Genomic DNA, 15,035 nt, shown 5'->3' with positions numbered 1-15,035 from the left:
TGCCCACGTCCCCGTACCGGACGGCCTCAGGCCGCCAGGCGGGTGCGGCCCTTGGCGCGACGGGTCGAAAGGATGGCGCGGCCGGCACGGGTGCGCATGCGCAGCCGGAAGCCGTGGGTCTTCGCGCGCCGGCGGTTGTTCGGCTGGTAGGTGCGCTTGCTCACGTCAGGCTCTCCGTTGTGGTACGCCCCGCGCGGCGGATCGCCCGGGGTCCTGTGCTGGTCCAGATCACCTCGACGGTGACCTCCGATCGGCGCTGCCCGGTGACTCGGCCTCCGGTGGTGCGGGAGGTGGCCACGGACAGCGAGCATCTATCACCCTAGCAGAGGGCGAGAGAGCAGCCGCTCCAGCCTACGCAGGGGCGCAATGACCGTCAAACCTCACACTCCGGCCCCCGACCTGCGCCGAACCGCGACCGAAGGGGCGGATTTCACTGATGTCGTCAACGCCGGGCGGGTGTCGACGGTTGATGGCGTGGGGTCCCCGCTGTTAGCGTGCGCGATTGCGGTCGGCGTCGGGGCTCCGGGTTTGTCGCCGACCGGCAAGACCGGACAAGCTGTTGAATCGTTCGGCACGGTGAACCCGCTTCAGCGCCTCCGCGAATCCAGGGGGCAGGTCCGACCCGCGTCCGGTGGGCGGCCACAATCGGTCGGTACACACAGGCTGTGGATAACTTGTGGATAACGACCGGTCAGCCGTCCGGGCGGGCGTGAGGATCAGGCGAGGGGGTGGCACGACGTGACCGGAGCGACAGACCTTGCCGCGGTGTGGGCGGCGGCCACCGAGGAACTCGCCGACGAGATCATCTCCGCCCAGCAACGGGCGTACCTGCGCCTCACTCGACTGCGGGCGATCGTCGAGGACACCGCGCTGCTCTCCGTACCGGACGCCTTCACCCGGGACGTGATCGAGTCGCGGCTGCGCCCGGCCATCACCGATGCGTTGAGCCGACGGCTCGGCCGGGACATCCAGGTCGCCGTCACCGTGCGGGTGGCCGACGACCCGGCCGCCCGCCCGGCCGGCACGGTCTACCGGAGCAACCCGGAACCGCCGCCCGAACCGAACGGCCCGGCCGACCTGCTGCCGGGGTTCGACCGGGTCGGCCCGGCGCCGGCCCCACCGACCTTTCCCACCCCCCGTTCCGAACCGGGGTACGCCGAGCCGCGGCCCGAGCACGACGCGGAGGAGCCCGGCCCGCGGCAGCGGAACACCGACGGCGGGCGACCGCACCTGATCCCGGCCGGCCGGGACGCGCAGGACACGCTCTTCGGCGCCGCCTTCGCCGAGCCGCTTCGCGCCGCCCCCGAACGCCGTGCCTTCGACGAGCGCCCCGGGCCCGAGCAACCCGCCCCGGCCGCCGGCGGCTACGAGCCGCGCTACCGGGAGGCGCCCGGGCCGGGCGACACCCCGCCCATGCGCGGCCTGCCCCGCGACGCCACGGACAACGGCCCCGGGCGCGGCGGGCTCGACCACCATCGCCCCGGCGGCCAGGGCGACCGCCGACTGCCCGGCGGGACGGAGAGCGGCGGCAACCGGCTCAACCCGAAGTACATGTTCGAGACGTTCGTCATCGGCTCGTCCAACCGCTTCGCCCACGCGGCGAGCGTGGCGGTGGCCGAGTCGCCGGCCAAGGCCTACAACCCGCTGTTCATCTACGGCCACTCCGGGCTGGGCAAGACCCACCTGCTGCACGCCATCGGGCACTACGCCACCACCCTGGGCAACGCCCGCTCGGTCCGGTACGTCTCGACCGAGGAGTTCACCAACGACTTCATCAACTCGCTGCGGGACGACAAGACCAGCGCGTTCCAGCGCCGCTACCGGGACGTGGACATCCTCCTGATCGACGACATCCAGTTCCTGGAGAACCGGGAGCGGACGCAGGAGGAGTTCTTCCACACCTTCAACACCCTGCACAACGCCAACAAGCAGATCGTGATCACCTCCGACCGGTCGCCGCGCCAGCTCGCCACGCTGGAGGACCGGATGCGGACCCGGTTCGAGTGGGGGCTGCTTGCCGACATCCAGCCGCCGGACCTGGAGACCCGGATCGCGATCCTGCAGAAGAAGGCGGCGCAGGAGCGGATGTACGCCCCGCCGGACGTGCTGGAGTTCATCGCCTCCCGGGTGTCGAACTCGATCCGCGAACTCGAGGGCGCGCTGATCCGGGTCACCGCGTTCGCCAGCCTCACCCGTTCCACGGTCGAGTTGTCGCTGGCCGAGGAGGTGCTGCGGGACTTCATGCCGGACGGCGGCGGCCCGGAGATCAACGCCGACCAGATCATGGCCTCGACCTCCGAGTACTTCGGGGTGAGCCTGGAGGACCTGCGCGGCCACTCCCGGTCCCGGGTGCTGGTCAACGCCCGCCAGGTGGCCATGTACCTGTGTCGTGAGCTGACCGATCTGTCGCTGCCCCGGATCGGTCAGGCGTTCGGCGGGCGCGACCACACCACGGTGATGCACGCCGACCGCAAGATCCGTCAGCAGATGGCGGAACGGCGCTCGCTCTACAACCAGATCGCCGAGCTGACCAACCGGATCAAGCAGAACACCTGAGACGCTCGTCTCCCGCACTCGTCATGACAGCCCGGCCGGACGACTCCGGCCGGGCTTCTTCGTGCCCGTCCGGGTGCCCGGCACACGGTTCCGGCGGCGTCCGCGGACGCCGCCGGTTGACCCTCGACCCGGTGGAGGGCTCAGGATCGGTGTCGTGCTCGTCCACAGGTCGTACCGGTTGTCCACACCCCCTGTGTCACAGGCGGTGGATAAACACCGTCTGCATTTGGCCGGTTACCCACAGACTGTGGACAAGTCCTGGGGACGAGCCTGTGGACGCCTGTGCACAACGCCCACGTTGTCCACCGAAGACGGTCCGCCTGTGGGCAGCCTGTTGAAGGTTCTGGGGATGACGACGGCCGGCGTCGTCCCCGCCGTCCACAACACTGGGGAGAAACCCGGTGGATAACCGGTGGACAACCGGTGGACAGCGGTGGAAAACCCGGCGACTGGCGACGGCTGTGGACCGGGACACGAGTTGTACCCCTGGTTCTCCACAGCCAAACCACCGGTGGATAACCTGTCTGACCTGGGCAGACGCGGGTTCTCCACAGTTTGCACAGGTGCGATGAAGACGATGAGTTATCTCTTCTAAACAACAAAAACCAATCATCACCGTTGGACTTCCTGTGGATCGGGCTGAAGCACTGCCGTCGGCAGTCGCCCGGGCACCTGGATGCAACGGGGTCGGGCGCACAGCCGATGCCCTCGCGCCCTAAGGTTCGAGGGGTACCCGCACGGTCGGGCGGGGCGGGTGGCAGCGGTCGGCATGAGAGAGTTGTCGCTGACGTCGACGCGGAGGCATTGATGAAGTTCCGAGTGGAGCGCGACGCGCTCGCCGAGGCGGTCGCGTGGACCGCCAAGAGCCTGCCCAACCGACCCTCCGTGCCGGTGCTGGCCGGGGTGATGCTCCGGGTGACCGACGGCAACCTCCAGGTCTCCGGCTTCGACTACGAGGTCTCCAGCCAGGTGACCGTCGAGGTGCAGGGTGACGCGGACGGCGCCGCCCTGGTCTCCGGGCGGCTGCTCGCCGAGATCACCAAGGCGTTGCCGGCCAAGCCGGTGGACATCGCCGCCGTCGGCGCCCACCTGGAGCTGGTCTGCGGCAGCGCCCGGTTCACCCTGCCCACCATGCCGGTGGAGGACTACCCCACCCTCCCGGAGATGCCGGAGAGCGCCGGCACCGTCGACGCCGCCGCCTTCGCCGCCGCCGTGGCCCAGGTCGCCGTGGCCGCCGGCCGGGACGAGACGCTGCCGATGATGACCGGCGTCCGGATCGAGCTGTCCGGCAGCACGATGGCCATGCTCGCCACCGACCGCTACCGCCTCGCGCTGCGGGAGATGGAGTGGAACCCGGACGACCCGGAGATCAGCCTCAACGCGCTGGTGCCGGCCCGCACGTTGAACGACACCGCCAAGGCGCTCGGCCCACTCGGCGGCCAGGTGACCATGGCGCTCTCCTCCGGCGGCGCCGGCGAGGGCATGATCGGCTTCTCCGGCGGCACCCGGCGGACCACCAGCCGGCTGCTCGACGGCGCCAACTACCCGCCGGTGCGCTCGCTGTTCCCGGCCGACCACAACGCCGAGGCCCGCGTCGCGGTCGCCACCCTGATCGAGGTGGTGAAGCGGGTGGCGCTGGTCGCCGAGCGCACCACCCCGGTGCTGCTCAGCTTCAGCTCCGACGGCCTGGTGGTGGAGGCCGGCGGCACCGAGGAGGCCCGGGCCAGCGAGGCCATGGATGCCACCTTCACCGGCGACCCGCTCACCATCGGCTTCAACCCGCAGTATCTGATCGACGGCCTGACCAACCTGGGCGCCCAGCACGCCCTGCTGCGCTTCGTCGACGCCTTCAAGCCCGCGGTCCTTTCTCCGGCCGGCGAGGATGGCGAGGTCATTCCGGGGTACCGGTACCTCATCATGCCGATCCGCGTCTCCCGCTGATCGCAGGCAGCACCACCCAGACGTACGGAGGTAGCAGCACATGCAGCTCGGCCTGGTAGGACTCGGCCGGATGGGCGGCAACATGCGCGAACGGCTGCGCGCCGCCGGGCACGAGGTGGTCGGCTACGACCGCAACCCGGAACTCAGCGACGCCGCGAGCCTCGCGGAGCTGGCCGAGAAGCTCGATGCGCCCCGCGCGATCTGGGTCATGGTCCCCGCCGGCGTCACCGACGCCACCATCGACGAGCTGGCCGGCGTCCTCGGCGAGGGCGACATCGTCATCGACGGCGGCAACTCCCGGTTCAGCGACGACGCCCCGCGCGCCGAGCGCCTGAACGAGCACGGCATCGGCTACGTCGACGTCGGTGTCTCCGGCGGCGTCTGGGGCCGGCAGAACGGGTACGGGCTGATGGTCGGTGGCGCCGAGCAACACGTGGCGCGGCTCATGCCGATCTTCGACGCGCTCCGGCCCGAGGGCGAGTTCGGCTTCGTGCACGCCGGCCCGGTCGGCGCCGGCCACTACGCCAAGATGGTGCACAACGGCATCGAGTACGGCCTGATGCACGCCTACGCCGAGGGCTACGAGCTGCTGTCGGCGTCCGAGCTGGTGACGAACGTGCCGGGTGTGGTCAAGTCCTGGCGCAAGGGCACCGTCGTCCAGTCCTGGCTGCTCGACCTGCTCGACCGGGCCCTCGACGAGGACCCGGAGCTGGTCGAGCTGAGCGATTACACCGAAGACACCGGGGAGGGTCGGTGGACGGTCGACGAGGCGATCCGGCTCGCCGTACCGCTCAACGTCATCGCCGCCGCGCTCTTCGCCCGGTTCGCCTCCCGGCAGGACGACTCGCCCGCCTTGAAGGCCGTCTCCGCGCTGCGCCAGCAGTTCGGCGGCCACGCCGTCCACAAGCGCTGACCGGTATCCACAGGCTGTGTACGTCCGCCGGCTCGAACTGGTCGACTTCCGCTCCTACGAGCGGGTCGGCGTCGACCTGGAGCCCGGCCCGAACGTGCTCGTCGGCGCCAACGGCGTCGGCAAGACCAACCTGGTCGAGGCGTTGGGCTACGTGGCGACCCTGGACTCGCACCGGGTCGCCACGGACGCCCCGCTGGTCCGGATGGGCGCCACCTCGGCGGTGATCCGCTGCGCCGTGGTGCACGAGGGCCGGGAACTGCTCGTCGAGTTGGAGATCGTCCCGGGCAAGGCCAACCGGGCCCGGCTCGGCCGCTCCCCGGCCCGCCGGGCCCGGGACGTGCTCGGCGCGTTGCGGCTGGTGCTCTTCGCGCCGGAGGACCTGGAACTCGTCCGCGGCGACCCGGCGGAACGCCGCCGCTACCTCGACGACCTGCTGGTCACCCGCCAACCCCGCTACGCCGGCGTCCGCGCCGACTACGAGCGGGTGGTCAAGCAACGCAACGCGCTGCTGCGCACCTCGTACCTGGCCCGCAAGACCGGCGGCTCGCGCGGCGGCGACCTGTCCACGCTCGCCGTCTGGGACACCCACCTGGCGCAGCACGGCGCGGACCTGCTCGCCGGCCGGCTGGAGCTGGTCGCCGCGCTCACCCCGCACGTGGCGAAGGCGTACGACGCGGTGGCGGCCGGCCGGGGCGCGGCCGGCATCACCTACCGGCCCTCGGTCGACCTGCCCGAGGCGACCACCGACCGGGCTGCGCTGGCCGGGGCGCTGGTCGCCGCGCTCACCGCGAACCGCACCGCCGAGATCGAACGCGGCACCACACTGGTCGGCCCGCACCGGGACGACCTGGCGCTCACCCTCGGCCCGCTGCCCGCCAAGGGGTACGCCAGCCACGGCGAGTCCTGGTCGTACGCGCTGGCGCTGCGGCTGGCCGGGTACGACCTGCTGCGCGCCGACGGGATCGAGCCGGTGCTGGTGCTGGACGACGTCTTCGCCGAGCTGGACACCGGCCGGCGGGAACGCCTGGCCGAGCTGGTCGGCGGCGCCAGCCAGCTCCTGGTCACCTGCGCGGTGGACGACGACGTGCCGGCGACGCTGCGCGGCACCCGCTACACGGTCGGCGAGGGGACGGTACGACGTGCCGGATGACGACGAGGTACGCCTCCCGCCCGCACGGCTGGGGCCGGGACGCGACGGCGGGACGACCGCACGGGCCGGCCGGGGCGGGCCCGCCGCGCGTACCCCCGGGAAGCCGGCGGACGGCGAGCCGGCCGCGGCGCCGCCGGAGGGCGCGGCCGGGCCGGAGCTGGCCCGGGCGGTGCTGGACGCGGCGAGGGCCAAGCGCCAGGCCGCGGCCGGCACCCGGCGGCGCAGCGCGGTCCGTGGTGACGGCGAGAAGCGGCTGCGCGGCTACTCCGGGCCCGGCCCGGATCCGCGCGACCCGCAGCCGCTCGGCGCGGTGCTCGACAAGCTGGTCAAGGCGCGGGGCTGGCAGCAGCCGGCGGCCGAGGCGACCGTCTTCGGCGCCTGGGAGAAGGTGGTCGGCCCGGAGGTCGCCCAGCACAGCCGTCCGGTGAAGCTGGAGAACGGCGAGCTGACCGTGGAGGCCCGTTCGACGGCGTGGGCCACCCAGCTGCGGCTGCTGGCCGGCTCGCTGCTCAAGCAGATCGCCAGCGAGGTGGGCCACAACGTGGTGCGCAAGCTGCACATCCACGGCCCGGCCGCGCCGTCGTGGTCGCGTGGCCCTCGGCGGGTACGCGGACGAGGCCCGCGCGACACCTACGGCTGACCGTCAGCCGCGGTACGTCGGGCCCGTCACCGGGCCGGCTCACACGTGGCGGGTGGGCTCCACGTCGGCGTAGACGGCGAAGCCGCGCTCCGCGCAGCGCCGGTAGAACGCGGCCAGCACGCTCAGCTCGGCGCAGGTGAAGTTCCACTGCGGCGGATCGCCGCTCTCGTCGCGCAGCTTGTCCAGCCGGCTGTCCAGCCAGCGGAGCTGCTGCTCGGCCAGCCGCCCGTCACCGAGCAGCGCGCGTAGCACCTCGCTGACCGACTCGAACGTCACCGCCTCGCCGTACGGCCGGTGCCGGGTGATGAACTTCTCCACGCCCTCGGCGATCCAGGAGCAGCCGTCCGGGTCGATCACCGGGTCCTCGTCCTCGGCCGCGTTCTCCGTGGCGTAGAGCACATTCTCCAACCCGAGGATCAGGTCGACCAGTTCGGTGTAGGCGGTCGCCCGCACCGTGCCGGTCTTCGCGATCAACTCGGCGAGCGCGGCGGTCGGGGCGGAGATGCGTGGTACGTCCACGATCTCGCCGAAGTCCACGAACTCGGCCGGTGCGACCGGATCGTAGAAGCGGCCGGTACGCGGCCAGTGCACCGCGACGTTGTCCAGCCCCATCTGCGTCACCTCTCACCAAGCATCTGTCGGACCATCTCCGCCGATGGTCCCCGGTCCGGGCGCAAAAGATCAAGACCGCAACGGCGGCGCCGCAAAAGGTACGGCACGTCGCGTTCCACCGCGACCCCCGGCCGGGGTGATCGCCGATCATGGGCCCGGGGACGTCCACCGCTCACGGGGGCCGGTGGCGCGGCACGGCGTCACTGGCGTGTAGGGGGAGTCGCAGGCAGCGAGGTTCGCCCGGCTACGGCATTCTCAGCCGCCCTCAAGGGGTGCCGAGTGGCGGTTTGGTCGGCTGCGCACAGTAAGATTGGAGGCGAGACGAAAGACTCGACACGGAGCGACGGACACGGGCCCCCAGGGCCCTTGATCATTGTCCCGCGTCGGGTCCGAGCCGATCGCGATCCGCGGGCAACCGCGGCGCCCGGCGAACACGATCCGCACCCGGCGATCCCGGGGGCGGTCCGTGCACGCCGACGTCGCGTCCTGTCCGCCGAACCCGCGCCCCGCGCCCACGCGCGGCCGGTGCGAGAAAGTGGCCGAGCGTGGCAGCGGAGGACAACAAGAAGTACGGTGCCGAGTCCATCACCGTGCTCGAGGGCCTGGAAGCCGTCCGGAAGCGGCCCGGTATGTACATCGGGTCCACCGGCGAGCGCGGCCTGCACCACCTGGTGTGGGAGGTCGTCGACAACGCGGTGGACGAGGCGATGGCCGGCTACTGCGACACCATCGACGTGGTGCTGCTGACCGACGGGGGCGTCCGGGTCACCGACAACGGCCGGGGCTTCCCGGTCGACCTGCACCCCAAGCTGAAGAAGCCGGGTGTCGAGGTCGCGCTGACCGTGCTGCACGCCGGCGGCAAGTTCGACGGCAAGGCGTACGCGGTCTCCGGCGGCCTGCACGGCGTGGGCGTCTCCGTGGTCAACGCGCTCTCCACCCGGATGGCCGTGGAGATCCACAAGGACGGCTTCGTCTGGCGGCAGCGCTACGACCACTCCAAGCCGACGCCGCTCGAGAAGGGCGAGCCGACCGACCGCACCGGCTCCGCGGTCTCCTTCTGGCCCGACCCGGACGTCTTCGAGACCGTCGACTTCGACTTCCACACCATCTACCGCCGGCTCCAGGAGATGGCCTTCCTCACCCGCGGCCTCACCATCCACCTGCTGGACGAGCGGGTGCCGGAGGACGAGGACGGCAAACTCCGCGAGGTCACCTTCCAGTACGACGGCGGCATCGCCGACTTCGTCCGGCACCTCAACGCCTCGAAGAGCCCGATCCACAAGACGGTGGTCGAGTTCGGCGCCGAGGAGATGGGCATGTCGGCCGAGATCGCCATGCAGTGGAACGAGTCCTACGGCGAGTCGGTCTACACCTTCGCCAACAACATCAACACCCACGAGGGCGGCACCCACGAGGAGGGCTTCCGGTCGGCGCTGACCAGCGTGGTCAACCGCTACGGCGTGGAGAAGAAGCTGCTCAAGGGTGACGAGCGGCTCTCCGGGGAGGACATCCGCGAGGGCCTGGCCGCGATCATCTCGGTCAAGCTGACCGATCCGCAGTTCGAGGGGCAGACCAAGACCAAGCTGGGCAACACCCCGGTCAAGGGCTTCGTCCAGCGGGTCTGCAACGAGTCGCTGGTCGACTGGTTCGACCGCAACCCGGCCGAGGCGAAGATCATCATCACCAAGGCGTCCCAGGCCGCCCGCGCCCGCATCGCCGCCCAGCAGGCGCGCAAGCTGGCCCGGCGTAAATCGCTGTTGGAGTCCGGCTCGATGCCGGGCAAGCTGGCCGACTGCCAGTCCACCGACCCGCGCGAGTCCGAGGTCTTCATCGTCGAGGGCGACTCGGCCGGCGGCTCGGCGAAGCAGGGCCGCGACCCACGGACCCAGGCGATCCTGCCGATCCGCGGCAAGATCCTCAACGTGGAGAAGGCCCGGATCGACCGGGTGCTGAAGAACAACGAGGTGCAGGCGCTGATCACCGCGCTCGGCACCGGCATCCACGACGACTTCGACATGGAGAAGCTGCGCTACCACAAGGTGGTGCTGATGGCCGACGCCGACGTGGACGGCCAGCACATCCAGACGCTGCTGCTCACCCTGCTGTTCCGCTTCATGCGGCCGTTGGTCGAGCTGGGCCACGTCTACCTGGCCGCCCCGCCGCTCTACAAGATCAAGTGGAACAAGAAGGGCGACGACGCCCAGTACGCGTACTCGGACCGGGAGCGTGACGGCCTGATCGCGCTGCGCCAGCAGAAGAAGGCCAACGCCAAGCCGGACGACATCCAGCGGTTCAAGGGTCTCGGCGAGATGAACTACCCCGAGCTCTGGGAGACCACGATGAACCCGGCCACCCGCACCCTGCGCCAGGTGACGCTGGACGACGCCGCCACCGCGGACGAGTTGTTCAGCGTCCTGATGGGTGAGGACGTCGAGGCCCGTCGGTCGTTCATCCAGCGCAACGCCAAGGACGTGCGGTTCCTGGACATCTGATCGGACGCGCGTCCGGGCCGGCCGGAGATCCACCGGTCGGCCCGGCGGTCCACAGAGTTATCCACAGTCTGGCCGCTTTCCACAGCCGTTATCCACAGCTAGATCACGACTCTGAGTCTGATAAGGGTTAACAGTGACCGATACTCCCGAGTCCACCCCGAACGAGCCGGAGACCCCGGAGACCCCGACCGTGGTCGTCCAGCACGACCGGATCGAACCGGTCGGCCTCGAGGTCGAGATGCAGCGCTCGTACCTCGACTACGCGATGAGCGTCATCGTCGGGCGTGCCCTGCCGGACGTCCGGGACGGGCTCAAGCCGGTCCACCGCAAGATCCTCTACGCCATGTTCGACTCCGGCTACCGGCCCGACCGGGGCTACGTGAAGTGCTCCCGCGTCGTCGGCGACGTGATGGGCCAGTTCCACCCGCACGGCGACTCGGCCATCTACGACGCGCTGGTCCGGATGGCGCAGCCGTGGTCGCTGCGTTACCCGCTGGTCGACGGCAACGGCAACTTCGGCTCGCCGGGCAACGACCCGGCCGCCGCCATGCGCTACTGCCTGACCGGCGATACGCAGGTCCGCCTCGCTGATGGCACCGACGTACCCATCGCATCTCTCGTGCCCGGCGCCGAGCCCAGCAGCGAGACCCCGATCGACCTGAAGGTGGAGGGCCTGATCGGTGAGCCGGTGCGGGCCTCGATGTTCTTCCACTCCGGCGAGCACCCGACGCTGCGGATCACGACCCGCGACGGGGCTGAGCTGACCGGCACCCCCAACCACCCGGTCCTCTGTCTCGTTGCCGGTTCGAACGGCGAGGGTCATCTCCGCTGGCGTCTGCTGTCGGAGCTCAAGCCCGGCGACGTCGTGGCGCGGGTCGGTTCGGGTGCAGTAGTTGCCGCCCCGGCAACAACAAGTGCACAAGATCTGGACGATCCGGCGCGGAAGCTGCCGTGGGAGGTTCCCACTACCGCCTTCCGGTACGCGGTGATCGCCAGTGTCACGGACGCCGGGGTTCGGCCGGTCTACAGCATCCGGGTCGACACCGACGACCACTCCTTCGTCTCCGACGGCTTCGTCAGCCACAACACGGAGTGCAAGCTCGACCCGCTGGCGATGGAGATGCTGCGGGACATCGACGAGGACACCGTCGACCTGCAGGACAACTACGACGGCCGGGCCAAGGAGCCCACCATCCTGCCGTCGCGGATCCCGAACCTGCTGATCAACGGGTCCGAGGGCATCGCGGTCGGCATGGCCACCAAGATCCCGCCGCACAACCTGCGGGAGATCGGCGCGGCGGTGCAGTGGTGCCTGGAGAACCCGGACGTCGACGAGGCGACCACGCTGGAAGCCCTGCTGGAGATCGTCAAGGGTCCGGACTTCCCGACCTACGGTCTGATCGTCGGGCAGCAGGCCATCCAGGACGCGTACCGGACCGGGCGTGGCTCGATCCGGATGCGTGCCGTGGTCGAGGTGGAGGAGGACAAGCGGGGCCGGCCGGCGCTTGTGGTCAGCGAGCTGCCCTACCAGGTCAACCCGGACAACCTCGCCGAGCGGATCGCCGAGCTGATCAAGGAGGGCAAGCTCGCCGGCATCGCCGACATCCGGGACGAGTCCTCCGGGCGTACCGGCATGCGGATCGTGCTGGTGCTCAAGCGCGACGCGGTCGCCAAGGTGGTGCTGAACAACCTCTACAAGCACACGCAGCTCCAGGAGACGTTCGGCGCCAACATGCTGGCGCTCGTCGACGGGGTGCCGCGCACGCTCAACCTGGCGCAGTTCATCCGCTACTACGTCGAGCACCAGATCGAGGTGATCCGCCGGCGGACCGCGTTCCGGCTGCGCAAGGCGGAGGAGCGGGCGCACATCCTGCGCGGCCTGAGCAAGGCGCTGGACGCGCTGGACGAGGTGATCGCGCTGATCCGGCGTTCGCCCACGGTGGAGGACGCGCGGCAGGGCCTGATCCGGCTGCTGGAGATCGACGAGGTTCAGGCGACCGCGATCCTGGACATGCAGCTGCGCCGCCTGGCCGCGCTGGAGCGGCAGCGGATCCTGGACGACCTGGCCAAGCTCGAGGTGGAGATCGCCGACCTCAAGGACATCCTGGCCAAGCCGGAGCGGCAGCGGAAGATCGTCTCGGACGAGTTGGGCGAGATCGTCGCGAAGTGGGGCGACGACCGGCGCACCAAGATCATTCCGTTCGACGGCGAGGTCTCGATGGAGGACCTCATCGCCCGCGAGGACGTGGTCGTGACGATCACCCGCACCGGGTACGCGAAGCGGACGAAGGTGGACCTCTACCGGTCGCAGCGTCGTGGTGGCAAGGGCGTGAGCGGGGCGACGCTCCGGCAGGACGACATCGTGAGCCACTTCTTCGTATGCTCTACCCACGACTGGATCCTGTTCTTCACGAACAAGGGTCGGGTCTACCGGGCGAAGGCGTACGAGCTTCCCGAGGCCAGTAGGGTGGCCAAGGGCCAGCACGTGGCCAACCTGCTCGCGTTCCAACCGGACGAGCAGATCGCGCAGATCATCGAAATTCCGAACTACCAGGTGGCGCCCTACCTGGTACTGGCCACGAAGAACGGCCTGGTGAAGAAGACGCGGCTCGAGGAGTTCGACTCCAACCGTTCCGGCGGCATCATCGCGGTCAACCTCCGCGATGAGGACGAGCTGGTCGGTGCGGTCCTGGTGGCGCCGGAGGACGACCTGTTGCTGGTGTCGAAGAACGCGCAGGCGATCCGCTTCAACGCCACCGACGAGGCGCTGCGTCCGATGGGCCGGGCCACCTCGGGGGTGATCGGCATGCGCTTCAGCGGTGAGGACGAGTTGCTCGCCGTCGAGGTCGTCCGGGAGGGTCTGGACGTCCTGGTCGCGACGAACGGGGGATACGCGAAACGTACCCCGATCGAGGAATACCCGGTCCAGGGCCGGGGAGGTAAGGGCGTGTTGACTGCGAAGATCACCGAGCGACGCGGTGGTCTGGTCGGCGCGGCCGTGATCGATCCGGAGGACGAGCTGTTCGCCATCACGAGCAACGGCGGCGTCATCCGGACTCCGGTGAAGCCTGTACGCCGTACGCGTGACCGGAACACAATGGGGGTCAAGCTGATGGACCTCCCGGACGGCGTGACTATCGTGGCGATTGCTCGCAATGCCGACGAGCCTGACGAACAGGACTAGTTGATGACGGAGACACAGGCGAAGTCGGGGAACAAGGGGACCTCGGCCACCCCGGTCGAGGAGGAGGCCGCGCAGGGCGGTACAGCAGCTACCGGCCGCGCGGCCGTGGGCCGGGCCACGGTCCCCGCCGACGCGCCTGCCCCGAAGTTCACCCGGGCCCCCGGCATGGCCCCGCCCCCCGACAAGCCGACCGAGGACTCGGGATCCCGTGAGTCGACCGAGACCAAGGTCGACGCGCCGACGTCGGCCGACGGCCTGGCGGCTCCGGCCGCGGCGAAGCCCGCCACGAGCACACCGCCGACCAAGGCGACAGCGCCCGCTCGCCCGTCCACCGGGACGACCGGCACACAGCCGCGCATCGGCGCCGGCCTGGGCACCGCCCCGAAGGCGACGCCCGACGCCGCACGCCCGGCCGGCGCCGGCACCCCTCAGGGTCGCCCCGCCAACGGCGGCGGCCTGCCGCCGGGCATCAGCGGAGCGGCGGCGGTCGGCGCCGCGCGGGTGGGTGAGGCGGTACGCGCCGCGCGTACCTCGGTCAGCTCGGCCGCGTCGCGCGGACCGCGCCGGGCCAGGCTGAACCTGAAGCGGATCGACCCGTGGTCCGTGATGAAGTTCGCCTTCGCGGTTTCGGTCGTGCTCTTCATCGTGGTGGTCGTCGCCACCTCGGTGCTCTACCTCGCGCTCGACGCGATGGGCGTGTTCAAGAGCGTCAACGACAGCCTGACCGACCTGGTGAACGCCGGCGGCGGCCAGGGCGGCGGCGGTGGCTTCCGCGTCACGGCCAAGGGCGTGATCCTGACGTCGGCGCTGATCGGCCTGGTCAACGTCGTGCTGTTCACGGCGCTGGCCACGCTGAGCGCGTTCGTCTACAACGTCTGCGCCGACCTGGTCGGCGGGATCGAGTTGACGCTCGCCGAGCGGGACTGAATCGACGACGCCGGGGCGCCGCGTAAAGCGGTCGCCCCGGCGTCGCGCGTCCAGGTAGGTTCATGGTGTCGGCGGGTGTTTCCGCCACGGGCCCCCCGATTTGGGCGCGCTGGCGGCGATGGGTTAACCTTGCTCGTCGCTACGCGGGGCTATAGCTCAGTCGGTTAGAGCGCAGAGCTGATAACTCTGAGGTCGCTGGTTCGATTCCAGCTAGCCCCACCGCACATCGTCCGACGCCAGTCGAGCGCGAGGGGTCAAGCCCATGTTCAAGAAGCTCCTGATCCTTGCCGGCATCGTCGGCGTCGCCGCCGTGGTGGCCAAGAAGGTCAAGGCCTCGAACGACGAGCGTGCCCTGTGGCACGAGGCCACCACCGCGCCCGACCTGCGCTGAGCGCGACACCGGGCGGTTCCCGCCCGGCACGGGGCCCTAGCTCAACTGGCAGAGCACTGCCTTTGCAAGGCAGGGGTTAGGGGTTCGAGTCCCCTGGGCTCCACCAGCACTATCCCTGGTTGATCTCGGTCCGAGTGTCGGCTCCGCCTGAAAACTGACCACGTGGTTCCGGCTGAATCGGGACCACCTCCTGAAGCATCGGGAGGTGCTGAGCGTGGAGGACTGGGCA

The 15,035-nt window shown here is 70.2% G+C and carries 11 protein-coding genes and 2 tRNA genes; 11 read left to right on the top strand and 2 right to left on the bottom strand.

Annotated features, from left to right (window positions below; all coding sequences use genetic code 11):
• Positions 1-26: 26 nt before the first annotated feature.
• Positions 27-164, bottom strand: coding sequence for a 50S ribosomal protein L34 (gene rpmH, locus ACGFI2_RS18485; protein ID WP_091061882.1), 138 nt, complete (start codon positions 162-164; stop codon positions 27-29).
• A 574-nt stretch (positions 165-738) separates the two neighbouring features.
• Between rpmH and dnaA the strand changes: the two genes are divergently transcribed.
• From dnaA to ACGFI2_RS18460, 5 genes are all read left to right on the top strand, one after another.
• Positions 739-2,556 (top strand): chromosomal replication initiator protein DnaA, encoded by a 1,818-nt coding sequence (gene dnaA, locus ACGFI2_RS18480; protein WP_393518224.1) that lies wholly within the window; start codon positions 739-741, stop codon positions 2,554-2,556.
• 807 nt (positions 2,557-3,363) lie between these two features.
• On the top strand, positions 3,364-4,497 hold the full coding sequence (gene dnaN, locus ACGFI2_RS18475) for a DNA polymerase III subunit beta (RefSeq protein ID WP_393518221.1): 1,134 nt from the start codon (positions 3,364-3,366) through the stop codon (positions 4,495-4,497).
• A 40-nt stretch (positions 4,498-4,537) separates the two neighbouring features.
• Positions 4,538-5,410 carry a phosphogluconate dehydrogenase (NAD(+)-dependent, decarboxylating) gene (gene gnd / locus ACGFI2_RS18470; RefSeq protein ID WP_393518218.1) on the top strand — a complete coding sequence of 291 codons (873 nt, stop codon included), beginning with the start codon at positions 4,538-4,540 and terminating at the stop codon, positions 5,408-5,410.
• 16 nt (positions 5,411-5,426) lie between these two features.
• Positions 5,427-6,560, top strand: coding sequence for a DNA replication/repair protein RecF (recF, locus tag ACGFI2_RS18465; RefSeq protein WP_393518215.1), 1,134 nt, complete (start codon positions 5,427-5,429; stop codon positions 6,558-6,560).
• Positions 6,550-7,200: a DUF721 domain-containing protein gene (locus ACGFI2_RS18460; RefSeq protein ID WP_393518212.1), complete on the top strand. Its 651-nt coding sequence runs from the start codon at positions 6,550-6,552 to the stop codon at positions 7,198-7,200. The genes recF and ACGFI2_RS18460 overlap by 11 nt, the downstream gene beginning before the upstream one ends.
• Before the next feature lie 39 nt (positions 7,201-7,239).
• Here the strand turns inward: ACGFI2_RS18460 and ACGFI2_RS18455 are convergent, their stop codons facing one another.
• Positions 7,240-7,812 (bottom strand): hypothetical protein, encoded by a 573-nt coding sequence (locus tag ACGFI2_RS18455; protein WP_393518209.1) that lies wholly within the window; start codon positions 7,810-7,812, stop codon positions 7,240-7,242.
• 545 nt (positions 7,813-8,357) lie between these two features.
• Between ACGFI2_RS18455 and gyrB the strand changes: the two genes are divergently transcribed.
• The 6 genes from gyrB to ACGFI2_RS18425 all read left to right on the top strand — a co-directional run bounded on the left by gyrB (position 8,358) and on the right by ACGFI2_RS18425 (position 14,912).
• The gene (gyrB, locus tag ACGFI2_RS18450) at positions 8,358-10,304 is read left to right on the top strand and encodes a DNA topoisomerase (ATP-hydrolyzing) subunit B (protein ID WP_393518206.1); all 1,947 of its coding nucleotides are present in this window, start codon (positions 8,358-8,360) and stop codon (positions 10,302-10,304) included.
• Between the two features lie 133 nt (positions 10,305-10,437).
• A complete protein-coding gene (gene gyrA, locus ACGFI2_RS18445; RefSeq protein WP_393518203.1) occupies positions 10,438-13,488 on the top strand; it encodes a DNA gyrase subunit A in 3,051 nt (1,016 codons plus the stop codon).
• A 3-nt stretch (positions 13,489-13,491) separates the two neighbouring features.
• On the top strand, positions 13,492-14,415 hold the full coding sequence (locus tag ACGFI2_RS18440; protein ID WP_393518200.1) for a DUF3566 domain-containing protein: 924 nt from the start codon (positions 13,492-13,494) through the stop codon (positions 14,413-14,415).
• A 145-nt stretch (positions 14,416-14,560) separates the two neighbouring features.
• A tRNA-Ile gene (locus ACGFI2_RS18435) sits at positions 14,561-14,634 on the top strand.
• Positions 14,635-14,677: 43 nt separating this feature from the next.
• Positions 14,678-14,806 carry a DLW-39 family protein gene (locus ACGFI2_RS18430; RefSeq protein ID WP_013283222.1) on the top strand — a complete coding sequence of 43 codons (129 nt, stop codon included), beginning with the start codon at positions 14,678-14,680 and terminating at the stop codon, positions 14,804-14,806.
• 30 nt (positions 14,807-14,836) lie between these two features.
• Positions 14,837-14,912 (top strand) — tRNA-Ala (locus ACGFI2_RS18425).
• Positions 14,913-15,035 lie beyond the last annotated feature (123 nt).

Source organism: Micromonospora sp. NPDC049282, from assembly GCF_043197045.1.
In the GTDB taxonomy this organism is placed as follows: Bacteria; Actinomycetota; Actinomycetes; order Mycobacteriales; family Micromonosporaceae; genus Micromonospora.
The sequence above is the reverse complement of the archived record's forward strand: the minus strand, read 5'-3'. Positions and strand labels throughout refer to the sequence as shown.

What these genes read in the sequence shown, in the direction of transcription:
- dnaN (WP_393518221.1), top strand. Translation starts at nt 3,364, where the DNA reads ATGAAGTTCCGAGTGGAGCGCGACGCGCTCGCCGAGGCGGTCGCGTGG.
- gnd (WP_393518218.1), top strand. Translation starts at nt 4,538, where the DNA reads ATGCAGCTCGGCCTGGTAGGACTCGGCCGGATGGGCGGCAACATGCGC.
- ACGFI2_RS18455 (WP_393518209.1), bottom strand. Translation starts at nt 7,812, where the DNA reads ATGGGGCTGGACAACGTCGCGGTGCACTGGCCGCGTACCGGCCGCTTC.
- ACGFI2_RS18440 (WP_393518200.1), top strand. Translation starts at nt 13,492, where the DNA reads ATGACGGAGACACAGGCGAAGTCGGGGAACAAGGGGACCTCGGCCACC.
- ACGFI2_RS18430 (WP_013283222.1), top strand. Translation starts at nt 14,678, where the DNA reads ATGTTCAAGAAGCTCCTGATCCTTGCCGGCATCGTCGGCGTCGCCGCC.